Source organism: Solibaculum intestinale, assembly GCF_040096205.1.
GTDB lineage: Bacteria > Bacillota > Clostridia > Oscillospirales > Acutalibacteraceae > Solibaculum_A > Solibaculum_A intestinale.
In genome coordinates, this window is the sequence record NZ_JBBMFD010000001.1 from 368,210 (window position 1) to 391,758 (window position 23,549).

Annotated in this window: 19 protein-coding genes; 1 reads left to right on the forward strand and 18 read right to left on the reverse strand. The window is 56.4% G+C overall.

All coding sequences use genetic code 11. The annotated features are described in order from the left end of the window. Window positions 1-76: 76 nt before the first annotated feature. Window positions 77-3,325, reverse strand: a complete 3,249-nt coding sequence (locus WMO26_RS01740; RefSeq protein WP_349217803.1) for a UvrD-helicase domain-containing protein — start codon at window positions 3,323-3,325, stop codon at window positions 77-79. Window positions 3,326-3,473: 148 nt separating this feature from the next. Next, entirely contained in the window at window positions 3,474-4,427 is a 954-nt protein-coding gene (locus WMO26_RS01745; RefSeq protein WP_349217804.1) for an RluA family pseudouridine synthase, read from the reverse strand. A gap of 155 nt (window positions 4,428-4,582) precedes the next feature. On the opposite strand from WMO26_RS01745, the gene WMO26_RS01750 reads away from it, so the two are divergent. Continuing rightward, a complete protein-coding gene (locus WMO26_RS01750; RefSeq protein ID WP_349217805.1) occupies window positions 4,583-5,287 on the forward strand; it encodes a JAB domain-containing protein in 705 nt (234 codons plus the stop codon). 131 nt (window positions 5,288-5,418) lie between these two features. Here the strand turns inward: WMO26_RS01750 and WMO26_RS01755 are convergent, their stop codons facing one another. From WMO26_RS01755 to def, 16 genes are all read right to left on the reverse strand, one after another. After that, window positions 5,419-8,955, reverse strand: coding sequence for a M14 family metallopeptidase (locus WMO26_RS01755; RefSeq protein WP_349217806.1), 3,537 nt, complete (start codon window positions 8,953-8,955; stop codon window positions 5,419-5,421). A gap of 339 nt (window positions 8,956-9,294) precedes the next feature. Beyond that, window positions 9,295-9,969 carry a FumA C-terminus/TtdB family hydratase beta subunit gene (locus WMO26_RS01760; RefSeq protein ID WP_349217807.1) on the reverse strand — a complete coding sequence of 225 codons (675 nt, stop codon included), beginning with the start codon at window positions 9,967-9,969 and terminating at the stop codon, window positions 9,295-9,297. A gap of 60 nt (window positions 9,970-10,029) precedes the next feature. Then, the gene (locus tag WMO26_RS01765; protein ID WP_349217808.1) at window positions 10,030-10,761 is read right to left on the reverse strand and encodes a hypothetical protein; all 732 of its coding nucleotides are present in this window, start codon (window positions 10,759-10,761) and stop codon (window positions 10,030-10,032) included. Window positions 10,762-10,958: 197 nt separating this feature from the next. Further along, entirely contained in the window at window positions 10,959-12,437 is a 1,479-nt protein-coding gene (gene spoIVA, locus WMO26_RS01770) for a stage IV sporulation protein A (protein WP_349217809.1), read from the reverse strand. A 23-nt stretch (window positions 12,438-12,460) separates the two neighbouring features. Continuing rightward, the gene (locus tag WMO26_RS01775) at window positions 12,461-13,999 is read right to left on the reverse strand and encodes a DUF3794 and LysM peptidoglycan-binding domain-containing protein (RefSeq protein ID WP_349217810.1); all 1,539 of its coding nucleotides are present in this window, start codon (window positions 13,997-13,999) and stop codon (window positions 12,461-12,463) included. 223 nt (window positions 14,000-14,222) lie between these two features. Beyond that, a complete protein-coding gene (gene spoVM, locus WMO26_RS13585) occupies window positions 14,223-14,306 on the reverse strand; it encodes a stage V sporulation protein SpoVM (protein WP_353963364.1) in 84 nt (27 codons plus the stop codon). Between the two features lie 17 nt (window positions 14,307-14,323). Then, window positions 14,324-14,473 (reverse strand): hypothetical protein, encoded by a 150-nt coding sequence (locus WMO26_RS01780; RefSeq protein ID WP_349217811.1) that lies wholly within the window; start codon window positions 14,471-14,473, stop codon window positions 14,324-14,326. A gap of 88 nt (window positions 14,474-14,561) precedes the next feature. Further along, window positions 14,562-15,194, reverse strand: a complete 633-nt coding sequence (locus WMO26_RS01785; RefSeq protein ID WP_349217812.1) for a thiamine diphosphokinase — start codon at window positions 15,192-15,194, stop codon at window positions 14,562-14,564. Further along, window positions 15,191-16,078, reverse strand: coding sequence for a ribosome small subunit-dependent GTPase A (rsgA, locus tag WMO26_RS01790; protein WP_349217813.1), 888 nt, complete (start codon window positions 16,076-16,078; stop codon window positions 15,191-15,193). Before rsgA ends, WMO26_RS01785 begins: the two co-directional genes overlap by 4 nt. Before the next feature lie 21 nt (window positions 16,079-16,099). After that, window positions 16,100-18,130: a Stk1 family PASTA domain-containing Ser/Thr kinase gene (gene pknB / locus WMO26_RS01795; RefSeq protein WP_349217814.1), complete on the reverse strand. Its 2,031-nt coding sequence runs from the start codon at window positions 18,128-18,130 to the stop codon at window positions 16,100-16,102. A gap of 47 nt (window positions 18,131-18,177) precedes the next feature. After that, the gene (locus tag WMO26_RS01800) at window positions 18,178-18,906 is read right to left on the reverse strand and encodes a Stp1/IreP family PP2C-type Ser/Thr phosphatase (protein WP_349217815.1); all 729 of its coding nucleotides are present in this window, start codon (window positions 18,904-18,906) and stop codon (window positions 18,178-18,180) included. A 31-nt stretch (window positions 18,907-18,937) separates the two neighbouring features. Next, window positions 18,938-19,975 carry a dual-specificity RNA methyltransferase RlmN gene (gene rlmN, locus WMO26_RS01805; RefSeq protein ID WP_349217816.1) on the reverse strand — a complete coding sequence of 346 codons (1,038 nt, stop codon included), beginning with the start codon at window positions 19,973-19,975 and terminating at the stop codon, window positions 18,938-18,940. Window positions 19,976-19,994: 19 nt separating this feature from the next. Further along, window positions 19,995-21,323: a 16S rRNA (cytosine(967)-C(5))-methyltransferase RsmB gene (gene rsmB, locus WMO26_RS01810; protein WP_349217817.1), complete on the reverse strand. Its 1,329-nt coding sequence runs from the start codon at window positions 21,321-21,323 to the stop codon at window positions 19,995-19,997. Window positions 21,324-21,342: 19 nt separating this feature from the next. Then, window positions 21,343-22,047, reverse strand: a complete 705-nt coding sequence (locus WMO26_RS01815) for a zinc metallopeptidase (protein ID WP_349217818.1) — start codon at window positions 22,045-22,047, stop codon at window positions 21,343-21,345. Between the two features lie 30 nt (window positions 22,048-22,077). Beyond that, entirely contained in the window at window positions 22,078-23,004 is a 927-nt protein-coding gene (fmt, locus tag WMO26_RS01820; RefSeq protein WP_349217819.1) for a methionyl-tRNA formyltransferase, read from the reverse strand. 14 nt (window positions 23,005-23,018) lie between these two features. Beyond that, a complete protein-coding gene (gene def, locus WMO26_RS01825) occupies window positions 23,019-23,483 on the reverse strand; it encodes a peptide deformylase (RefSeq protein WP_349217820.1) in 465 nt (154 codons plus the stop codon). Between the last annotated feature and the right edge of the window lie 66 nt (window positions 23,484-23,549).

A 23,549-nucleotide genomic window follows, 5' to 3' on the forward strand; every position in this document is an offset into this window, starting at 1 on the left:
TAGGGAAAGGCCTATGGATCCGGTTTTGTCCGATTAAAAAGAGCCGCCACTTGGCGGCTCTTTTTGCTTGCCTGTATTATAGGTCGAACAAGCTCATTTGCTTGCCTTGGGCGGGCGGCTTTGGAAGAAAGGTACAGCCGGTCACCAGTTGAGAAGCTGGTATATCTGCAAGAAAGGGAGACGGCTCTTTGGCGGAAAGAAGAATCAGCTCGTCCTGAGCGCGGGTCATTCCCACGTAAAAAAGCCGACGTTCCTCTTCTTCGTCAGCAGTCCTCCCGGGCGCATCTAAGGGCAGGACCCCTTTGCTCACGTCATAAAGAAAAGTCACCGGGAATTCCAGGCCTTTCGCGCCGTGAAAGGTCATCAACCGCACCGCATCGGAAGCATAGGCACGCCCGAAACCGCGGGACAAATCCCCTTCCTGGCCGAACACCAAGGCGTTTAAGAAAGAAGGCATGTCATCAAAAAAGGCGGCCGCCGCGCAGAGGTGTCCGAACTCCTCTGTTTCCGCAATGGCGCACGCCAGCAAGAATTCCCGTACCAGCACCTGAGGTTTCGCCTTGGAAAAGCGGGGGGCGAAATCTTCCCGCAGGGCCAGGACCTTTTCGACCGCCTTGTCCGCTTTTTTCTCCGGCCCCAGTTCCTCCAGCGTCCGTCCGGTTTGCGAAAGCTCCTGCAAAAGAGAAGCGGCAAGGTCGGGCGGGCAGTCGAACAGTTCGCGCAGACAAGCGCGCAGGGAAATGAGGTCCCTGGGGTTTTGCAGAAACCGGAAAAAGCCGAGCACGCCCCTTCCCTGGTCGGAAAGCAAGCCGGGGTCCCGCCCGGTTACGATATAAGGGATGCCCTCCTTTCGCAGGCAGGTTTCCAGCAACGCCGCCTGCCGATGGGTGCGGTAGAGCACCGCAATGTCCGAAAAGCCCAGGGTCTGGCCCCGCTCTTTTATTCCCGCATCGGTTTCGAGCATGTCCATCCCGCCCACCATCCGTCCAATTTCCTTGGCTACATAGATGGCTTGGGACTTTTCGTCCGGGGCGGTAACATAACGCACCCGCTCTCCTTCGGCCCGCCTGGCCTCTAGTGTCCTGGGCGGCTCTCCCTCCTCCAAAGCCGGGAGCACCGGCAAAGCGCAGGCGAGAATCTGGGGCGTGGAACGGTAATTGCTCGTTAAGCGGATGACGCGGGTATCCGGATATTCCTTAAGAAATCGGGAAAAGCAATGGGCGTCCGACCCGCGAAAGCCATAGATGGCCTGATCCGGGTCCCCGATGAGAAAGACGCTTTCGCTGTCCTTGGCAAATTCTTCGATCAACTGGTACTGAATTTCGTTGATGTCCTGAAACTCGTCCACCAACAGATGGGTAAACGGACGGCGGGCCTGCTTGTCCAAAGCCGAAAACACGTCCCTGGTGCAAAGGAGCAGGTCATCAAAGTCCAACACCCCGTAGGCGCGCAGCCTTTCGTTGTACAAAGTGATCGCCTGCGCCAGCTGCTCAGGCGGGTCTTCCCGGGGAGCCATCCCGTTTTTGACCTTGGATACCTCCCGCAGCAGACGCCTGGGCGAGAGCCGGCCGGGCAGAGAATCGGTCACTTCCTTCGCAAGGGACAGGGCCTCCCCTTCCTCAATCACCGTCACATCCCCCTTCTGTTCGCAAAGCAGGGACAGGCAGATGGAATGGAAGGTGCCGATGGTCATACCCTTGAGCCGCCGTTTGCTGCCCAGCTCCTTTGCCAGACGCTCGCGCATTTCCGCGGCAGCCTTGTTGGTAAAGGTAACGGCGGTAATCTGGGAAGGCTTTACCCCTTTCTCTTGGATGAGATAAAGGATGCGGGAAACCAGGGTCTTGGTTTTCCCGGTCCCCGGCCCCGCAATCACAGCAACCGCTTTTGCCTCTTCGGTCACCGCAGCCCGCTGCTGGTCGTTGAGGCCAGCGAGGGGATCTTTTGTTTGCGGCTCTGTTTTCAAAGGCTCTGGAGGTTCTACGGCCGAGGCCTGCTTTACCGGCGACGCTGTTTGGATTTCAGTGGGCTTCTTTGAGGGCGCGGCCTCTTCTTTGAAAAAGCACATCTGGCCCGACAACCTGCCGATTTCCTCCGGGGTAAGGAGATGGATTTTCCCATATTCCCCGTCGTAGCCCGGGGTAAGCTCCACCTGCCCGGCCCGCACCCGGCGGATCCCCTCCGCCACGCAGGGCCCCGCCACCCGTTCAATATCGGCCAGAGGCGCTTCCCGCAGCAGGTAGAATTCGGGACCAAGCTCCCGCAGAAGGGCTTCATACCGGGCAGCCGTCTTTTTACTGATGAGAGAAAAGCCCAGGGATGCGGCGATGGTTTCGGGAAGGGGAACCAGGCTTTCAAACTTTGCCGGCCGCTTCGGTATGAACCCTTCCGGCCGGTCGGCCAGCTCCTCTACCCGGTGAAGCACCCCGATGGTGAGCTTTCGCCCGCAGACCGGGCATTTTCCATCCGTGTGCATGGTTTGTGAAGGAGACAGGCACAGTTTGCAGGCCCGGTGCCCGTCCAAATGGTACTTTCCTTCCTCCGGGAAGAACTCGATGGTCCCTCCGAAGCCGCCCGACTCCGGCTCCTCCAGCGCCCGTTTCACAGCGGAATAGGAGAGCTCGGTGGTAAAAAGGTTCGCCTCCCGTCCCAGCTTCGCGGGCGAATGGGCATCCGAATTGGAAACGAGTGTAAACCGGTCCAGGGCGGAGAGACGCCAGTTCATAGGCGGGTCGGAGGACAGGCCGGTTTCCAGGGCATGGATGTGGGGCGTCAAATCCTCAAAGCATTCCTCGATGGTATCGAAGCCGGAAAAGGCGCCGAACAGGGAAAAATGCGGCGTCCAGATATGGGCGGGGATAAAGATGGCCCGGGGGCTAACCTCCAGAGTGATCTCCAGCAGGTCCCGGCTGTCCAGACCCAGGATGGGACGGCCGTCCGAGTGGATGTTGCCGATGGCTTCCAGACGCTTGGAGAGGGCTTGCGCTTCCTCAAGCCCGGGCAGCAAAATCAGGTTGTGCACCTTGCGCACCCGCCCGTTCTTCTTGTAAATGGAGCTAATTTCCCCGGAAACCACGAAACGGGGGCGCCGGCTGCCACCCATCCCCTCGTCCGGCAAGCGGTATTCGTCCTTGAGAGTATAGAATCCCTCCTCGGCGGGCATCAACTTTTCCTTTAAGTCCTCCCGCCAGGCCGGATGGGTAAAGTCCCCGGTGCCCAGCAGGTCGATCCCCTTGCGGCGGGACCATAGGTCCAGATATTCCGCCACGCACTCTTTGCTGGTGGCGCGGGAATATTTGGAATGGATATGCAAATCCGCGATAAACATACAACTGCTCCTCTTCCGATGATTGATAGCCCAGGTGTAGATGCTTCCCTCTGTTTTTCTTGTATCCGCTTTCTGTAAAACTCTTTGGCGGGTTTTCCTTTTGGATAGGCGACGGTGCCGTAGCTTACGGGTATGCCGAAAGGACATCCTATTCTTCAAACTCCCGTAAAAACCACACGTCTTTCACTTCAAACGTCTTTTTGTCCAAATATTGCAGCGGCCCCGCGTCTTTATCAAATGCAAAGGTCAGCTTATACGAGTAAAGCGCCTGCTTATGATAGCCGGTCCCCTTGTTGAGCGCATTGGTGCCATACTTGCCGTCCCCCAAAAGGGGGTGGCCGATGGAGGCCATGTGGGCGCGGATTTGATGGGTACGCCCGGTCAGCAGCTCGATTTCCAGAAGGCTGAGCCCGTTTTTTTCCCGCAGCACCCGGTACCGGGTGCGTATGGTACGGCCTCCTTCTACCGGATGCCGATAGACGAACACCTTATTTTTATCCGCATCCTTGTGCAGATAACCTTCCAGAGTCGCTTCCTTCTTCTTGAGAATTCCGTGTACAATGCAAAGGTAATATTTCTTAAGCTCTCGCTCCTTCATCTTCTCGTTGAGCACCCGCAGCGCCGCCGCGTTTTTCGCCGCGATGACGATTCCGCCGGTGTTGCGGTCGATGCGGTTGACCAAGGCGGGTGCAAAAGAGTTTTCCTTTTCCGGGTCGTATTCCCCTTTGTCATAGAGATAATGCTGAATACGGTCGATAAGGGTATCGCCGTACTCTTTGTCGTCCGAATGAACCAAAAGGCCCGGTTTTTTGTCCGCTAACAGAATATTTTCGTCCTCATAGACCACCGACACCTTTGCCGGCGCGGCGGAAAAGGGCAGCTTTTTCGGGGCGGGAGCGAAGAATTCATCCTTAAGATAAAGCTCCACCAGATCCCCTTTCTGAAGCCGGGTGGAAATTTCGCAGCGTTTGCCGTTTACCTTGATGCGTTTGAGGCGGATGGATTTATAAAGAAGCGATTTCGGCAGAAGCGGCACGGCCTTGGTCACAAACTTGTCGAGCCGCTGTCCCGCGTCGTTGTCTTTTACAGTGAACTGTTTCATGGGGTGAGGGCGTCCTCCTCGTTTTCCAGGTTATGCACAGTATACCATGAAATCCGCTCTTTGTAACGAGAAGCTTTGCAAAATTTGTATATTGGTATATAATTATCGAGAAAGAATAGACGCCAAGTGGCGACGAGGAGATGGATCGGATTTCTATGGCAATGCATGATGGACACCGGGAACGGCTTCGCAACCGCTTTATCGAGGAGGGGTTGGACAGCTTTGAAATCCATAACGTTTTGGAGCTGGCGCTGTTTTACGCAATCCCGCGAAAGGACACCAATGAAATCGCCCACCGGCTTCTGGCCCGGTTCGGAAGCCTATCCGCCGTACTGGAAGCACCGGTGCAGGAGCTGATGCAGGTGGAGGGCATATCGAAAAATTCGGCGGTGTTTCTTTCCTTAATCCCGGCACTTTGCCGGCGGTATTATGAGGACCGCTGCTCTGGAAAATGCATCACCAGCGTGGAAGAAGCAGGCGAGTACTTTAAGCCCAAATTCATCGGCCGCACCGACGAGGTAATTTTCTTCCTGGCTTTAGACGGCAAAGGCCGGGTGCTCAACTGTGAAATCGTATCGGAGGGAGTGGTCAATGAGGTCAACGTCAATGTACGCAAGCTGGTGGAGATCAGTATGCGCTATAAGGCCACTTCTGCAATTCTGGCTCATCACCATCCAAACGGCAACGCGCTTCCCTCCGAGGCGGACATCGAAACCACCTGGATGGTGCGCCATGCCCTGGAATTCGTGGGCGTAAAGCTGACTGACCACATCATTGTGGCCGACGATGACTTTATTTCTCTGCGGGAAAGCCGGCAGTATAAATATCTCTTCGAATCGGCGCCCGAACAGAAGGACTGATTTCTCCGTAGGGGGCAGAAAAAAGAGGATGCATTGGGCAAGAGACATGGCTTTGGCATCTCTTTGCTGCAAAACGAACATAAAATGGCCGTGGTACCAATTTGTACCACGGCCATTTTTCTACCTACAATTTAGTTGCGGGTGATTTGGATGGAAACGGTTTTGCCGTCGTCCAGCCATTCGCCGTCGCCGCCGGCCGGTTTGACCGTCAGCGTCCGGCTGCCGGGCGTGCCCACCGAGGTGGCCAGCGTCCAGATGCGCACCCCATTCTGGTCCACATAGCTCTTCGAAGAGGTCAGGCCCATGCCATTCTCATTGAAGAGACCAACCTTGGAAACGCCCAGGTTGGTGGTTACAGTGATGGTGAAATTCTCGTTGACCTTGGCGTTCTTGGCGCAGACCGCTTCAAGGACCTTCGCTTCTTCCTCGCTTGCCGGAACCTTCAGGTCCACGGCAATCTGCAGAGCAAAGTCCGCCGTGACTTCCGAGGCATCGCCAAGGACACCCACAATGGAGAGCGTACGCTGGCCTTTGGTACCGATGGAGGTGGTCACCTTCCAGGTACGGGTGCCATCGGTGTTGTCTACATAACTCTTCTGGGAGCTGAGCCCCATGCCGTACTCGTTGTAAAGCTTGATGTTCTCCACATCCTGAGAGGTCAGGATAGTGGTGGTGAACTGCTCGTTGGGCTTTACGGAAAAATCTTCCTTTTCCATGGAGATAAAGGGAGTGAGCTTGCCGTAATCCCCGTCGGAAAGGCCCGCGACGGAGGAATAAACGGCGTTTGCAAGCAGGCGATAAGCCACCTGAACATGGCCCTTATTCATCACGTTGTTGGCAAACAGGGTGACCGGCGTGCCGTTGTAGTCCGCCTGCACGGCAAAAGCCTTGCCGTCCACGTCGCTTCTGAGGTTGGCCTTCGCAAAACCCTTGATGTAAGAATTTTCGTCCGCCGCCACAATCAGCTGCTCTACGTTCTCCGGCACATTGGAGAAATAGGCGTTCTTCAGGTAAACGGTATCCTGGTCCTCATAACCGGCGGTCACGAAGCTGCCCTGCGCGTAGGAAGCGGCAAAAAGCGCCTCGCCAGCCGGGATAGTCTTGGTGGTCAGGTCGGCAATACCAAGGGTATTGCGGGCAAAGGTGACGGCGTTGGCACCCGTACCCACATAGGGGATACCGGCGTCGATAAGGCTCTTGACGTTGGCGTTGGAGGTGCTGACAATTACGTTGGGCTGCGCGTCGGCGGTGCTCTCCACAAAGTCAAAGCCCAGGTAGTTGAGGGCCCATCTCATTTCGTAGCTGCCGCCCGCCAGATAAACGGTGGGCTTGGGAAGCTCTTTGACGAGAGAGTAGCCGTTATAGGCGTGCATGGTCAGCTGATAATCGGAAAGGGTGGCCGCATCGGCGGCGGAAACCAGGAAATCACCGGGCGCGTAGACGCCGGGATTCTCGCCCTGGATGAGGAACACCTTTTTGCCGGCGTTGAGCAGGGTGTTGACCGCCTTTACCGCGTCATTGGAATCGTTGGCGATGACCACCTGCTCGGAATCCGGCACTACGTTTGCCGGGCGGGCAAAGGCGGTATACGGGGTGGTCTTTCCGTCAAAAGCACCGGGCGCGCGGATCTCGTCACAATCAAAGCCGCGCATTTCCGGGAAGTTGATGACCACTTCGGCGTACATACTGTCGTAGTCGGACATGTCGTATCCCTCAAAGAGACAGACGTTGATGTAGCCGCGGCGAGCCTGCTTCATGTCGATGACAAAGGTCCCCGCCGGGTAGGTGACGCCGTTGACCTGGGTATCCTCGGTGAGCTGGGTCATCTCCCAGTTGTTGTGAAGGCCGTATTCCACCATGTTGTAGGCTTCGGTGACGTTCTTCTGCATGGAGGGATCCACCGGGATCACATAGTAGTCCGGGAAGAAGGACGCGCCCTCTTCTCTCGGGCGGCCGATGGACTCGCCGTCGGCATTTACAAACCACGGATCCACCTTTTCGGCTTCATCGGTGTTCTCCACGCCGCGGCGCCAGTATTCGAGCTGATTGAGGTAGACGGCGTCCTTATTCTTAAGCATGTAGTCGATGCAGGCAAGCATGACGCCGTGGTTGGCCAGAACAGAATTCTCGTTCATTTCCGGGATTTCCACGGTGTGTCCAAGAGAGCCGTAGTGCATGGCCACAATGGCGGTATACATAGGGGAACCGTCGTCCCAGCCGCCGTTGAGGCCCGCGTCATAATCCTCATAGGGAATGACGAACTTCGTGTATTTCTCCGACGTAGAGGTACCGGCCAGGCCCATGGCGTGGGCCAGAGGCTGCATGTTCTGCACCAAGAGATCCCATTCGTAGTTGGGGTCGTGAGGACCGGAACAGGGCTCGATGAGGAAGTTCTTGACATAGCCGTGCAGGTCCAGGAAGGTGGCGGGCATCCACTGGGAAACACGGCCCATCAGGGCGGAGATTTCCGGAGAGGTCTGGTAGGTGATGTCGCGGTTGGGGTCAAACCCGGTGGAAAGGGCACGGGTCATGGCCTCGCGACCGTCGGGATTGTCCACAAAGGTGAAGACCAAGATGAAGTTGTCAAGGATTTCATCCACGTTGAGGGTGACGGTAGTTTCCTCCCCCTGCACGTTATTGGTGGTGTCCCGGCCGGAACCGGTTGACGCCTTTTCCGACGCGGCGTAGGTGGTGTAAGAAACCGTGTCCTGGGTGGCGAACTGGTCGAACAGCTCAATCATGGCATCCACGCCCGGCTGCTCGTCCGCATGAATATTGTTGCACCACAGGGGGATTTTGTAATCGGTCTTGCCTTCCTTGACCATTTCCATGGCAGCGGCCGGATCCTCCAGCGCCTTGGGAAGGAATTCATTGAGATAGAAATCAATGTCGCTCTGTTTCTCGGCGACGATGCCCATGGGCATTTCTTTGCCTTGAGTGGAGTATCCGACGATGTCATAGCCCAAATAACGGTCGGTCTTCGCCTTGGACTTCTCGATGGAAGCCTTGACGGTGGGAACAATCTCGCTCCAGGCGTGATAGCTTTCGTAGATGCTCAGGCGCAGGTCGGCCGACGCCGAGCAAATTTCCTCGTCCGCGTTTACCCCCACCATCTTGAAGGAATAAATGCCGAACAGGTTGTTGGCCTTGGTGCGGTTGGAACGGGGACTGCTCAGGTCCACCGTGCCGAAGGGCAGGTCGAAAAAAAGCTCGGCGGTAATCTTGCCGGTTTGCGCGTCAAAGGACGGGGCGGAAACTACCGTGATGAAGGAATCGGATTTGCCGTCCTTCTTCCAGTCGCTGATGGGCTTACCGCCGTAGAAGAAGTTCCAGCTGAGCTTGGCAAAATCGGCAGCGGTACCGGAATAGTCGGCAGTAACGATGATGGTTCGAGCTTCGGTCATCACCGCCATGTCTTCACTGAAGGTCAGGTTGGTCAGCTGGCCTATCGAAACGGCGTTGGGACCGGCCGGCACTTCGCCCACCCGCAGCGCTCCGTAAGGGTTGGGATCAAACGCATCCGTCTGATTGGTCTCGGCTTTTTGAGACAAACTGGTCTCAGACGCCTGAGCACCATTGTCCGCCGCGACTGCCGACGGCAACATTACCGTAAGCAGCATCAGCAGGGACAAAAGCAGCGAAAGCGCTTTTTTGGATTGCTTTTTCATGTGTGTTACCTCCTCAAAGCTTCATCCGGTACGACAAGTGGAGAATATGTACCAGATTTTTCATACCCAGTATAGACCATATGCATAGGTCTGTCAATGAATTTCTATCCATAAATCTGCATATTTTTTGAAATATCGTCGATAATATGCAAATTTTTTGAATATTATCTTTATAATTTCCTTTCTTTTGTATTGTTTTCATTTTCAATCAACTGGAATTCAACGAATACATATGCTTAATTTAATATTAAAAATAAATTATTCAGATAACATCTTTTTCAACCAGCAAAAAACCGGCTGTGGTTGGTATCAACCACAGCCGGTTTTGATAGATTCTTTTTATTCCCGGTCGAAGAGATTGCCTCCATGGCAGTCCACCGCGACCACCAACGGGAACCTCTCCACCGTCAGCCGCTTGATGGATTCACAGCCCAGATCCTCAAACGCCACTACCTCGCAGCTTTTGATGCACTTGGCTGCCAGGGCGCCAGCGCCGCCGATGGCGCACAAATAGGCAGCTTTGTACCGCCCTATGGCGTCCACCACTTCCTTGGACCGCTGCCCCTTGCCGATCATTCCTTTGAGCCCCAAAGACAGAAGCCGCGGGGTATGCACGTCCATGCGCCCGGACGTGGTAGGGCCGCACGAGCCAATCGGCAGCCCCTCAGGCGCCGGCGTCGGCCCTGCATAGTAGAGAACCGCGCCTTTTATGCAAATGGGAAGCTCTTCCCCTTTGTCGAGCATGGCGATCATTCGTTTGTGAGCCGCGTCCCGGGCAGTATAAACCGTGCCGGAAAGCAAAATTCCCTGCCCTGCGTACAGCTCACCCGTCCTCTCTGCCAGCTCATCCGTATGGATCGTTACCCTTTGCGTAGAAACCACCTCTTTATGTTCTTGGAAACCGCCTGCACCGTCCGGTGCAGCAAACCCAAAATCTCGTCCAAGCCGTCCGCCCGCTTCTCGGCCGAAGGACGATCGAAATCCGGCCCGGCCTCTTCCCTTTCCCGCCCCCATGAGTCCGGCTTATCCGGGATGAGCCGGACATCATCAGCGAAAGAAGCCTGCTGCCCTGACTCAGACGGAGGGACGAAAAAACAGCGGATCGTTGTTTTCTTCCTCTTCGTCGAAAGCCGCCGCTTCCTTGGACGCGGTCAGCTCGGAAAGCTGAACGGCGGCCTTGTCGATCTCCCGGCACATGTCGTCAAGCTTTTGGTCGATGTCTTTGGTGATCTGGTGGATGGTGTCGCGCATGGCGTCAATCTCGCCGCGTAAGCCCGTGATGTTTCCATACACCGCCTGGGCGGACGCATTGGCCGCGTCCGCCGTTTCCTTGGCGGTTTTCTGAGTATCCTCCAGAATTTTCGCGGCACTCATCCGCGCGTCCAGCAGCACCTCGCCCGCCTGGGCGCTCACCCGTTCATAAAGTCCCGCCCGTTCGGACAGGGTATCCATCTGCTCGCGAAGCTGGCGGTTCTTCTCCTGCTCAAGAGTCAACTCCCGCAGGCGCTGGCCTTCCGAAAGCTTTGCGTTTCGCAGTTCGTTTTCCACCCGGGCCATTTCTTCCGTCAAGCGGATGTTCTTCCCCTTTTCCTCCTCGAGCTGGTTCTCCAGCCCCAGAATGATCTCGTCAAAATCGGAGACTTTTCGGGCAAACTCATCCCGCGAACGAGAGGTTTCGCTGAGCTGCTGCTCGAGCTGCTGGCGGATGGCCAAGGATTCCTGGTTCATCGTATCGATATAGTGGAGCACCTCGCCCCGGTCAAACCCGCCGAAGGCTGCTTTTTTGAAAATCACCTGGTTTTCCATGCAAAAATCCTCCTCGTCCGCATTTCTTGTTTCATTATATCAGCGCTGCATCTCAATTACAAGGGCGAGGAAATGAATTTCACAAAGATACCAGCATTGATTTCTCCGGATTCCACCTATTCTTTCACTTCCAAAACAACCCATCCTTAAAATCAAACGGGCGCCGGTTTTCTTCTTCCCGGCGCCCGTTTTGTTTTTTAAAGAATGATGCAGATTAAGCCGCTGCATCCTTCGTTGATGATGCGTTCGATGGTTTCCTTGAGCTTGATGCGCGCGTCCATTGGCATGCGGTAGAGCTTATTGTGAAGCCCTTCGTTGACCAGCTCGTGGAGGGATTTACCGAAGATGTTGGAGCTCCAGATCTGGGTGGGATTTTCCTCGAACTCCTTGAGCAGGTAGCTGACCAGCTCTTCCGACTGCTGCTCGCTTCCCACGATGGGAGTCACCTCGGTGGTGATGTCGGCCCGCATCATGTGGATGGACGGGGCGGAGGCCTTCAGGCGCACGCCGTACCGGCCACCCTGGCGCATGATCTCCGGGTCTTCCAGAGTCAGTTCGTCCAGGGTGGGCATGACGATGCCGTAGCCGGTGGCTTCCACCTCCATGAGGGCGGACTTGATCTTGTCGTATTCCTTCTTCATGGCGGCAAGCTCGGTCATGCTGGAAAGCAGCTCGCTGTCGCTCTCAATGGAAAGGCCGCTGGACTCGCTGAGGATCTTATAGAAAAGCTCCTGCCGGGTGGATACCCGGATGCTGGCGCTGCCGGTTCCCAGATCCATGGAAATGGTCTTGGCCGACTCGATGTATTCGCAGGCCACCACGCCGGTGACAATGCGGTCCACCTCCCGGATACGAGTGATGTCGGCGGCGCATTCGCGGATGGCCCCGTAAACGGAGGTGCGCAGCCAATGCTCCTTGGGCAGGGCGGAAAGCCACTTGGGAAGCTCCACCGAGATTTCCTTGACCGGGAACTCAAAGAGCACCTGGGAAAGGATCTGGCGGATTTCCTCCTCCTCGAGCTCCAGGCAGTTGACCGGCAGAACCGGCACCGAATACTTGGAGCTTAATTCCTGGGAAAGCTGCCTAGCTCCCTGGGAGTTGGGATACATGCAGTTCAACAGCACGATGAAGGGCTTATTGATCTCCCGCAGCTCGTCGATGACCCGTTCTTCCGCTTCCTGGTATTCTTCCCGGGGAATGTCGCTGATGCTGCCGTCGGTGGTCACCACCAGGCCGATGGTGGAATGCTCGGTAATGACCCGCCGGGTCCCGATTTCGGCGGCCATGTTAAAGGGGATTTCCTCCTCATACCAAGGGGTCTTGACCATGCGGGGCTGGTCGCCCTCCACATATCCAAGGGAGCTTGGCACGATGTACCCCACGCAGTCGATCATCCGCATACGGAAGCTTGCGTTTCCGTCTAAGGTAACCTCCACCGCTTCCTCGGGGATAAACTTGGGTTCGGTGGTCATAATGGTCCGGCCGGCGGCGGACTGGGGCAGTTCGTCAATGGCGCGGTCCCGTTTGAAGTCGCTGTTGATGTTGGGGACCACCAGGGTATCCATAAACCGTTTGATAAAGGTGGACTTGCCGGTGCGTACGGGGCCGACGATGCCGATGTAAATGTCACCCTGGGTACGCTGGGCAATGTCCTGATAAATGGTTCTCTCTTCCATGTTCACTCCACCTCCAGTCTGCGTTATATACTTGGAATCATCATCATGCCCCGGGCAGGAACCACGTCTTCACTCAATTCATTTTCCTCCTTTATGGCGTTGACCGACGTACAATATTTACGCGCGATGTCCCAGAGCCGCTCGCCTCTATCCGCGTAGTAAATCACCAGGGCCGCCCCGCTTACGCGGACAATGGGCTGATCCTCGCACAGGCGAAGATCGCAGATGGCGTTTTCCTGGAAGGGAACAAATACGCAGCCCTCCAGGCGGTATTCGATTTTGATCTCCATACTCTGGCTCTGGGCGAAACTGAAGCTGCATCCGGTGATACAGAGGGTAGGTTCGCACAAGGCGAGGGTGACGCCCTCGGGCAGCTCCTCCTCATATTCGATTTCCGCCACCCGTTCAAAGTAGGTGGGGCATCCGTCCCCATCCAGCGCCAGGACGCTTACGTTGACCGGTGCCTTGACGAGCAGCTTTCCTTCGGCGGCCACACAACTGACCATCCCGGCGTCGCACCAAAGGTCGCAGATGGCGGTGATGTCCCCGGAGGGAAGCTCGAAGGTATTTTTGTAGACACCGTCGTAGCGCATCCGTTTGAGCATCTGCTCGGCGCGGATTTCGTTGCAGTCGGCCTCAATCTCCACTTCCGTGGAGAAAGCGTCGCTGATGAGGGAAATCTCCGAAGACTGATAGGCGGTCACCTGGATGCAAAGGCGCAGGTCGGCCGAAAGGAGGCGGTTTTCCCCGGCGCCGTCGGTACGGATCTGAATGTCGGAGGATACCGTGTCGCAGCGGATGTCACAGAAGCTTTCATCGGTGACGCCGTCCAAGTCGATGATTTGGGAAAACGGAAGGGAATGTTCCATTTTCTCCATGTCGTCGCTGTCCTCGCATTGATAGAGAGTGGCGATCTGGATGTCTCCCTTGACGATCACTTTGTTGGCGATGGCTTTATAGTCGCTGATGAGAATGGTGGTGGAGCTGCGCACCAAGATAGCAGCCGTGGGCTTGCTCTGGCCAAGCTCCAGCATTTCGTTCATGGAGAACTGCCGCTCGGCCATCCCAATGACGCTGCTGACCGGCGCGGCATGACGCAACAGCTGTATCCCCGCTCCCTCCGCCTGGGTGACGACCTGGCAGTCGGTGCGCCCGCGTACTTTGACCCCCACCGTAAAGGACCCATGCACCCCGAGTCTGCGGGGCGAGCTGGCGCGGCAGTTGACGTAATCGATCACGGTGTTGCTGAAGACGGCCGCGTCCTCAGGCGCCCCTTGCAGGGCAAAGCTCTGGGAAAAGGGAAGAGACTGCTCCATGCATTGGACCCGCCGGTTGGTATCGTCCACGTAGAGAATGCTGACCTGAGTCTTTCCCTCTACTTGGAGACGGTCGCCCGTGATCTGGCGTACCGATACCGCCGGCATGAGACGGCACTTGAGAATCCGGGAAATGTCGGGGCAATAGTCCGGCAGATTGATGTCCAGGTCTACCGGCTGCTCGGCGCTGCCCTCGAAAATCACCTCGTTTATGGAAACCGTGTCATGCGAAACCTTTAATTCCATATGAGATTACCTCGCCTTTCTACAGTGTTTCTAAGCAATCTATATTCATGTCCTGTCCCCACTATTCCAGCGGCTGACAGGATTTTTCCGATTCGGCCGCCGCCCGACCGGTACCCTCATGCATATGGCGAAAAGGCAAGGATCATTCCGCGAAAGGACGAAATAGCACTGGGCGCCGCTTTTAAAGAAAGCAGCGCCCAGTGCTATTATGTTCGGTTTCTCTTTAAACCGTCTCTCGTTTGATACCGAAGATCATTCTTAAAATTCCTCTGAGAAATTTTGGGCTTCTCACAACGACAATTTTCATAGAGCTCCCTCCGCATTCTAACAGGCACGCAGCAGCGCGATTCCGATAAGAACCATAATCGCCGCTCCGACTACAACCAGCACCTGCACCGGAAGAACGCAGAAAAGCAGAAGCAAAAGTCCTAGGACCAGTAAAATGGTCCCGATGATCCGGCTAAGCTGTCTCAAATCGCCACCGCCCGTCAACGTAGATTTCCGACTCGGTACCGCTTGCGTTGTACCTATGCCATCATACGCCAGGGGCGGACAGAAGGTGTCACATTTTTGAGGATACCAGCAGCAGGACGCCGCTATCAATGGAAACCTGGGCCTTTTCCCAAACCCATTCGTTGCTCACGCCCAAGGGAATCCCCGGAACCAGCGTCGCGTCATGCAAGGGGTATTTGAGGCCGATGTAGTTGACCCCCGTCACCTCTCCGCCGTAGGCAAAGGCCGACAATTTACAGCCCTCCCGCCTGGGAAGGATGACCGAACCGCCACCCAGAAGCACCCGCACTTCGTTGTTGCCGTCGGCCAGAAGCGCCGGCACCCCCGCCTTGGCGGCGAACACCAAGGCGTCCAGGTTTGCAATGGTGTGGTCAAGCCGGCCACCGGTTCCGCACAGGACAGTGATCCGTCCAAAGCCTTTCCCAACGGCGTATTTCACCGCAAGCATGGTATCGGTGTCGTCCTTTTCTTCCGGGAAGGTCTTGACCGGTACGCCGGGCAGGTCCGGTAAGGGGGCGGAATCAAAATCCCCTATGAGCAGATCGGGGCTTACTCCCATCTGCTGGGCGTTTCGATACCCGCCGTCTGCGCAGATGACAAAGCTTCCGGCTTCTATATAGGCACGCTGCTCAAGCGGATTGCCGCAGGGAGCCGCGCCGATGATCACGCACGCTTTCTTCATTTCAGTTCCCACTCTTTGATGTTTTTGACCGCGTTATAAAGCTCCACATAGCTTCGGTAGCGGGAGGGATGGATTTTTCCCTCGTCCACCGCCGCCTTCACCGCGCACCCCTTTTCCCCAGTATGAGAGCAGGAGGTAAACTTGCAATCGGTTACGAAAGGGGCGAATTCCCGGAAGCACCCGGCTAACTCCCCCGCCAGCACCGTTTCACAGCGCTCCAAGTCCAGCGAGGAAAAGCCCGGCGTATCCGCCAGATACCCGCCGTTCTCCTGTTCGTAGAGCTCCACCTGACGGGTGGTGTGCCGCCCGCGGCCCAGCTTTTTGCTGATGTCCCCGGTGGCGAGGCCCAGCCGGGGATCCAGCCGGTTTAACAGGCTCGATTTTCCTACCCCGGAGTTGCCGGTAAAAGCACAGATCCGGTTGGTCAGCAGGTCTCTCACCTGCTCAATCCCCTCGCCCGTCCCGGCGGACACCCTGCATACTGGAATCCCGGCCCTGCGGTAGATATCGAGAAGCTCCGTCGGATCGGCCAGGTCCGTTTTGTTAACGATCACCACCGGCTCGATTTCCTTATGCTCGGCGATGGAAATGAGCTTATCCACCACCAGGGTGTTCGGCCCCGGATCACATACGCTCACCACGATGAAAAGCCGGTCTAAATTCGCAATGGGCGGGCGGATGAGACTGTTCCTTCTAGGCAGAATCTCATCCACCATGGGCATCCCCGTCTCGGGCAGGGAAACCTTCACCTGGTCGCCCGCCAGCGGCGTTTGCTTGTTTTTTCGGAAAATACCGCGGGCGCGGCATTCCAATACCGAATCGGCGGCTTTCACATAATAAAAGCCGCCGATTCCTTTTACAATCAGTCCAGTTGTTTCCTTCAAAGCCCTGCCTCCGTCACTTTGTCAATCGTCATGCGGTTTGCTGCTGGATTCCGGTTTGGAGGAATTGGCATTGGGATCTTTGAATTCATTCTGCTGAGTCAGTTTTACCGTATGAGAGTCGTAATTGACAGTATAAATCGCGTAATCGGCAAAGCCGCTGTCTGGATTGGTGCTGATACGCACGGTAATGGTGGAGGTCCCGGTTCCTTCCAGCGTAAAATCGTACTGGGGCCGCTGGCTGGGAATGATCTCGTTGGTACGGAGGTCCCGGTTTTCCACCCCGTCCACGTAAACCTTCAGATACACCGGCGTGCTGGTTTTTGGCAGGTTCACGGTAACCGTGGCCTGCTTGGTGGGAGCCTTGCCGTTTGAGATGGTAAGGGTGACCTTCGTGCCCTTGGTCACGGTAGAGTCCACCTTCGGGTCACAGGAAAGCACCTCGTTGATGGGCCGGTCCGAATCCACCTGAACCGATTCGCCCACCGTAAAGCCCTTTTCCTCCAGCAGGCGCTTTGCGTTGGCTTCCGAAATGCCGATGACGTTGGGAACCGTCACCGGAATCTGGGACGGGCCCAAGCTGACGTACACCAGAATGGTCTGGCCTTCCTTGACGGTTTCGCCCACGGCCGGAGAGGTCTGGATGACATAGCCTTCCGCTGTTTCCTCGTCCTCCCGTTCCTGCACCTCATACTGGATCTTAGCCCCGTCCAGCGTGGCCTTGGCCGTCTTCCAGTCCTTCCCCACGATGTCGGGAACCACGTTCTCCTTCGGGCCGAGGCTGACCACTACCTTCACCGCGGCGCCCTTCTCCACCTTACTGCCCTCGGAGGGATCCTGCTCGATGATCTGATCCTTGGGCGCGGTATTATAGAGTGTATTCTTGATTTCAAAGGCAAAGTCCGGGTACTGAAGCTTTGCTTCCTCCATGGTCATGCCGATAACCTTAGGCACCTCGATGAGATCCCCGTCCTGGCCGGTGAACACACCCATCCACCACATGACCGCAATGACAAAGGCCACCGTAAAGAGGACCACGCCGAAGGCGATGCCCGCCAAAAGCGGAATGGCCGAATGCTTCTTTTTCTTCTTGTCGTCCTCTTCCCCGTCCTCCTCCGGTTCGTCCAAAGCCGTATAGGAGTCGGTTGCGCGCACCCGGTCGATGGACTTAACGATGCGGGTGGGATTATCGTCCACAAAATACTTATATTCAAAGCGGATGCTGGGATTGCGCTTGAATTCTTCAATGTCTCGGAGCATTTCCGCCGCGGACTGGTAACGCTTCTGCGGGTCCTTCTGCATGGCGTGCATGGTGATCTCTTCGAGACCTTCGGGGATGGTTTCGTTGATCTCCCGGGGCATGCGGGGCGTGGACTGCAACTGCATAATGGCCACCGACACCGCCGTATCCGCCTCAAAGGGCAGCTTGCCGGTGAGCATCTCGTAGAGCATGACGCCGACCGAATAGATGTCCGAACGCTCGTCGGTCACGTCGCCGCTGGCTTGTTCGGGGCTGATATAGTGAACCGAGCCGATGGCACGGTCGGTGTTGACGGTATGAGAGGTGTTGCGGGAGAACCGGGCAATACCGAAATCCATCACCTTGATGGTCCCGTCCTGCAACAGCATAATATTCTGAGGCTTAATGTCTCGATGGACAATCCCCTTGTCATGGGCGTGCTGGAGAGCTTTGAGAATCTGGGTGGTAAAATGGACCGCTTCCTTCCATTTGACCACGCCCTGCTGTTCAATGTATTCCTTGAGCGTAATGCCGTCCACGTATTCCATCACAATATACTCAATGTTTCCGCCGAAATTCACGTCGTAAACCTTGATGATATTCGGATGGGACAAAACGGCGATCGCCTTACATTCATTCTTAAACCGGCGGCGGAATTCCTCATTGCCCAAGAATTCGCTTTTGAGCACCTTTACCGCCACAATCCGGTCGTCGAGCACGTCCCTGGCCTTATAGACCACCGCCATTCCGCCGACCCCGATGACCTCGATAATTTCGTAACGGCCGTCCAGCCGTTTTCCAATATATTTATCCATGGAAACCTCCACTTCTAGTCTGAAACCAACGCCAGCTTTCGATGAATTCAGCGATCGGAAAGCAGGACCACCGTAATGTTGTCCGGGCCGCCCCGCGCGTTTGCTTGCGTTACTAAACGCGCACAGGCGTCCTCTACGCCGGCTTTCACAATGTTCTTTATTTCATCGGCCTCCATCTGGTTGGACAGGCCGTCGGTACAGAGAATCAATGCGTCGCCCCGCTGCAGCGTGACTTCGCTGTAATCGATGGCGATTTCCGGTACGATTCCAAGCGCCCGCGTAATTACGTTTTTATTGGGATGGGCGCGTGCTTCTTCCTGTGTGATCTGCCCCGCCTCCACCATTTCCTGCACCACGGAATGATCCCGGGTGATCTGGCAAATGGCGTCTTCATGGATGAGATAAGCCCGGCTGTCGCCCACATGGGCGATGCAGGCGAGCTTGTCGGCCACCACTGCGGCCACCACCGTGGTTCCCATGCCGGCCAAGGCTTCGTTTTTCCTTGCCTCTTCGTAAATCTCGGCATTCGCCGTGTACACTGCCGACTGAAGCAGGGTCTTAATGGAGTTCGGTTTGCAGCCTTCCCGGTAGTCCGACTCGATGTGCCTGGAAATCTCCCGCACCGCCATCGCGCTCGCTACATTGCCGCCGTTGGCTCCTCCCATTCCGTCGCACACCGCCGCCCAGACCGCGCTGCTTCCCAGCCGGCCGAAGGCGTAGTCGTCCTGATTGGAGCTTCTGCGGCGCCCAATGTCGCTTTTGCCGAAAAGTCTCACAAACCTCACCTCCCTGATCTCTTGTTTATCTTTAAGACGTCACCGCCCCATACTTTCCCCGCAGCTGCCCGCAGGCGGCTTCAATATCCGCTCCCAGGCTGCGCCGCACAGTAGTGGTAATTCCCTTCTTCGTCAGGATTTCCGAAAACCGCAAAAGCCGTTCCCGGCTGCTTTTTTGATAGGGCTTGCCGTTGACGTCGTTTGCAGGGATCAAATTGACGTGGCACAGCATTCCGCGAAGGCGCTGCGCCAGTTCCCGGGCGCATGCGTCCGAATCGTTTACCCCGTCAATCATCGCATACTCAAAAGATATTCTGCGCTTTGTTGCCGCCGTGTAATCACGGCAGGCGGTCAGCAGAGCGTCAATTCCCCATTTTTTATTGATTGGCATAATTTTGCCGCGGATTTCGTCGTTGGGCGCGTGAAGGGAAACCGACAAGGTAAGCTGAAAGCGGTGCTCCATCAAGTCATATATTTTATCCACCACACCACAGGTGGAAAGGGAAATATGCCGCATGCCGATATTAAGCCCCTCTGGGTCGGACACGAGGCGGAGAAAGGAGAGGACGTTTTCATAATTATCCAAAGGCTCCCCCATCCCCATAAGCACCACATTGGACACCCGGCGGTTTTCGTCCTTTTGGGCCGCGAGAATCTGCCCTGCCATCTCATAGGCGGTCAGGTTTCTACGGTACCCGCCCATACCGGTGGCGCAGAAGGCGCATCCCATCTTGCACCCGGCCTGGGTAGAGATACACATGCTGGTCCCGTGCTGGTACTGCATCAAGACCGCTTCAATCAACTCCCCGTCGGACAGGCGGAATAAGTATTTCACCGTCCCGTCCAACTGGGAAACCAGCTTTTTCTCAATACACACCGATGGAATAAAATACTGCTGCGAAAGCGCCGACCGCATAGCGGCGGGCAGGTTCGTCATTTCGTCAAAGGAGGAAACGCCCCGGCGCAGCCATCCGGTAATCTGGGATGCGCGGAAGGCGGGCACGCCCATGGCTTTGACAGCTTGGGCAAGCTCCTCCTGGGAGAGGGTGGTAATGTCCTGTTTTCCCATTCGTCCTCCTAGGAGAGTATCACTCGGCTGGTTTTATACGGGTCATGGCCGCTAAGAAAAAACCGTCCGACTGGCTGATATGCGGAAGCAGGGTAGCACGGTGGCTTCCCCGGTCACAAGGGCGCAAAAGCGCATCGGGTAAATCGAGCGTCTTGGGCACAAAATCCGGATGCTCTGAGAGAAATCGCTCCGCCACTTCCTCGTTCTCCTGAGGCGTGAGCGAGCAGGTGGAATACACTAGCAGGCCTCCGGGCTTTACCAATTTAGACGCAATACACAAGATATTATATTGCATAGGGGGAAATTTTGCAAGCAAATCCGGCATTTTATACCGGATTTCCGGTTTTCTCCCAATGTCCCCCAAACCGAAACAGGGCACGTCACAGAGTACCCGATCGGCCAAACACGGCGCTTCCTGCGGTTTCGAAGCGTCTTGGACCCGGGCTTTTACACAGGTAAGGCCCAGCCGCTTTGCGCCGCTTTCGATGAGCCTGACCCTGGATTCATAGAGGTCGCATGCAGTAAGCGTTCCCCGATCCTGCATATGTTCGGCCGTAGTAAAGGCTTTCCCGCCGGGGGCGGCGCACACGTCGAAAACCGTGTCGCCCGGCTTTGCGTCCAATGCTTGGCAGCACAGCTGGGACGCTAAGTCCTGCACATGAAAGAGGCCCTTCTGAAACGCTCCGATCTTTTCTACCGCCCCGGCGTTTTCGAGCCATAAGGCGGTTTTCAGATGTTCATCCGGCCGCGCTTTTACGCCTTCTCCGGCTAGAATGCGTAAAAGTTCCTCCCCGGTGACCCGGGTGGTATTCACCCGGACGCACACCCGCGACGGACGCAAAAACGCCTTGAGCATACCTTCCGTGTCTACTTCTCCATAGTGCTTTAGCCACAGCGCTACCAGCCACTGGGGGCAGGAATAGAGAAAGGACAGACGCTGTGCCAGCCCTGCCCCTTTCGCAGGAGACAGGGCGGCCGTATCCCGCTGCACCGCACGCAGCACGGCGTTGACAAAGCCGCAGGCGGACGCCTGGCGGCAGGCTCTAGTAAGCTTTACCGATTCGTCCACCGCTGCAGAAGGCGGGATCTTATCGGAAAACAAAAGCTGATAAACCCCAAGACGCAAAATATTTCGCACCTGGGGAGACATTTTTTTGATTTTGATTTTCGAGTGAGCGGCGATGACCGCGTCTAAAGTAAGGCGGCGCTCCAGCACCCCATAGAAGAGCGCCGAGGCCAGGGCTTCGTCTCGCTTCTCAAGCTTCGCCGCTTTGAGCGCCCCGTCCAGAACCAGGTTCGAGTACCCGTCCTCCAGCTCCATCTTTAACAGCGCTTGCAGCGAAACCATGCGGGCATTTCCCGCCGGGTTACCCACGGTTGTTGCGCCGGGCGATGGCCAGCAGGCGCAAGAGGCTCAAAAGGCTTGCGACCACGGCGGCCACATAGGTCATAGCAGCGGCGCGCAGCACCTTTTTGCTGCCGGTCAGTTCCTCTTCCGTGAGAAGGCCCGCCTCGTCAATGGCGCGCACGGCGTTGGAGCTTGCGTTAAACTCCACCGGCAGGGTAATGATCTGAAAAAGGACCGCGCAGCTAAACAGGATGATGCCAATGTTGACCAGAAAGCCGTAGGAAAACAAAATCCCGATGAGCACGATATAAAAGGAAAGGGTGGAACCGATGTTGGCAATGGGATAGAGGGCGTTGCGGATTTTGATAGGCACGTAGCCTTTGGCATACTGGGCCGCATGGCCCGCCTCATGGGCGGCGATGCCCACGGCGGCAATGGTGGCGCTGTCGTACACGCCTTCAGAAAGGCGGATGACATGGCGCCTAGGATCGAAATGGTCAGTCAGGTTGCCGCCGACCCGTTCCACCGACACTCCTGAGACCCCGTAAAACTGCAGCACCCGCTGGGCGGCCTCAGCGCCGGTCATACCCCGCCGATTTCGCACAGACGAATACTTGCGGTAGGCCGAGTGCACCCCCGCCTGGGCGATGATCGAAATGACCAGCGCCGGGATCACGAAAATCAGATAGGTCGGATCAAAAGCCCACATATAAAGTCCTGGCATTTGCTGTCCTCCTGTGTTACAAAGAAATGGTTACCCGCCGAGGACGGTCCCCGGCTCAATCCGGTGGCCCCGCAGAAACGCGTCGGCCGCAAGGCGTTTTCCCGCGTTATATTGTATTTCCAAAAGCTCGACGGTATTCCCGTCACCGCAGCAAATTGCAAAAGGTTCGATGGAAATCACTTCCCCCGGCTTCCCGTCGGCCGGTTTTCCAAGCCGGGAACGGTGGAGCTTGAGGGTTTTGCCGTTTAACTGGGTGACCGCCACCGGCCAGGGGGACAGACCGCGGATTTGATTGTGAACCTTATGGGCCGGCTGGGAAAAGTCCACCTGACACAGGGACTTGTCCAGCATGGAAGCATAGCAAGACTTGGAGTCGTCCTGTTTTACCGGGACAATAGTACCCGCTTCGAGCCCTTCCACCGTCTCTATCAGCAGCTTTGCGCCGAGCTGGGAGAGCCGGTCGTGCAGCTCGCCGGCGGTTTCGTTCTCCCCGATGGGGGTCGCCGCCTGCAAGAGAATATCACCGGTATCTAAGCCAGCTGCCATCTGCATAGTGGTGACGCCCGTCTCCTTCTCACCGTCGAGCACGCTCCACTGGATGGGCGCCGCTCCCCGGTACTTGGGCAGTAAAGACGCATGGACGTTTACACACCCGAATTTGGGCAAAGATAAAATCGCCTGAGGCAGAATCTTTCCGTAAGCCACTACCACGATCAGTTCCGCATCTAAGCTTTGCAGAGTCTCGAGCGCCTGCCCGTCTTTTAAAGTGGCAGGCTGGTAAACAGGGATTCCCTTTTCCACCGCCAGCGCTTTGACCGGCGGAGGTGTGAGCACATAGCCGCGCCCTTTGGGCTTATCCGGCTGGGTAAAAACACCGCTCACCTCATGACCCGCCTGTAAAAGCGCTGCCAGAGACGGCACGGCGAACTCCGGCGTTCCCATAAATACGATGCGCACAGGGCTCCACCTCCTTATTCTTCCTCGTCCGGATCTACCATACGGATGATGTTGTCATAAAAAAGCTCCCCGTCCAGATGACCGCATTCATGGCAGAAAGCGCAGGCTAAAATGTCCTCCCCGGAAACGGTGATGTCCTTGCCGTTGCGGTCCTTGGCCTTTACCGTCACCTTTTTCGGACGCAGGCGCACCGCCCGTTTTCCGGGGCACGACAGGCAGCCTTCCACCACCTCCTGCTCCCCTTCCCGTTCGACGATTTCAGGGTTTACAAGCTCAAGAAGCCCCTCTCCCACGTCGATGACCACCACCCGGCGCAGCACGCCCACCTGCACCGCAGCCAGGCCCACGCCGTCCTCTTTGTACATGGTTTCGGCCATGTCGTCGAGCAACACATGCAGCCGGTCGTCAAATTTGTCCACCGGGCGGGATTTCTTACGAAGAAAATGATCGGTATCGGTAATAATGCTGCGAATTGCCATTGCGTGTCCTCCTAACATCGGGAAACCTGGTTTGCCGATGGGGCAAACCGTTCTTTTGTCCGTTCT

Excerpts from the sequence above, each read along its gene's own strand:
- WMO26_RS01740 (WP_349217803.1), bottom strand. The coding sequence starts at position 3,325 with ATGTTTATCGCGGATTTGCATATCCATTCCAAATATTCCCGCGCCACC.
- WMO26_RS01745 (WP_349217804.1), bottom strand. The coding sequence starts at position 4,427 with ATGAAACAGTTCACTGTAAAAGACAACGACGCGGGACAGCGGCTCGAC.
- WMO26_RS01750 (WP_349217805.1), top strand. The coding sequence starts at position 4,583 with ATGGCAATGCATGATGGACACCGGGAACGGCTTCGCAACCGCTTTATC.
- WMO26_RS01755 (WP_349217806.1), bottom strand. The coding sequence starts at position 8,955 with ATGAAAAAGCAATCCAAAAAAGCGCTTTCGCTGCTTTTGTCCCTGCTG.
- WMO26_RS01760 (WP_349217807.1), bottom strand. The coding sequence starts at position 9,969 with ATGGGGGCGGGAAAGGGAAGAGGCCGGGCCGGATTTCGATCGTCCTTC.
- WMO26_RS01765 (WP_349217808.1), bottom strand. The coding sequence starts at position 10,761 with ATGGAAAACCAGGTGATTTTCAAAAAAGCAGCCTTCGGCGGGTTTGAC.
- spoIVA (WP_349217809.1), bottom strand. The coding sequence starts at position 12,437 with ATGGAAGAGAGAACCATTTATCAGGACATTGCCCAGCGTACCCAGGGT.
- WMO26_RS01775 (WP_349217810.1), bottom strand. The coding sequence starts at position 13,999 with ATGGAATTAAAGGTTTCGCATGACACGGTTTCCATAAACGAGGTGATT.
- spoVM (WP_353963364.1), bottom strand. The coding sequence starts at position 14,306 with ATGAAAATTGTCGTTGTGAGAAGCCCAAAATTTCTCAGAGGAATTTTA.
- WMO26_RS01785 (WP_349217812.1), bottom strand. The coding sequence starts at position 15,194 with ATGAAGAAAGCGTGCGTGATCATCGGCGCGGCTCCCTGCGGCAATCCG.
- pknB (WP_349217814.1), bottom strand. The coding sequence starts at position 18,130 with ATGGATAAATATATTGGAAAACGGCTGGACGGCCGTTACGAAATTATC.
- rlmN (WP_349217816.1), bottom strand. The coding sequence starts at position 19,975 with ATGGGAAAACAGGACATTACCACCCTCTCCCAGGAGGAGCTTGCCCAA.
- rsmB (WP_349217817.1), bottom strand. The coding sequence starts at position 21,323 with ATGGTTTCGCTGCAAGCGCTGTTAAAGATGGAGCTGGAGGACGGGTAC.
- WMO26_RS01815 (WP_349217818.1), bottom strand. The coding sequence starts at position 22,047 with ATGCCAGGACTTTATATGTGGGCTTTTGATCCGACCTATCTGATTTTC.
- def (WP_349217820.1), bottom strand. The coding sequence starts at position 23,483 with ATGGCAATTCGCAGCATTATTACCGATACCGATCATTTTCTTCGTAAG.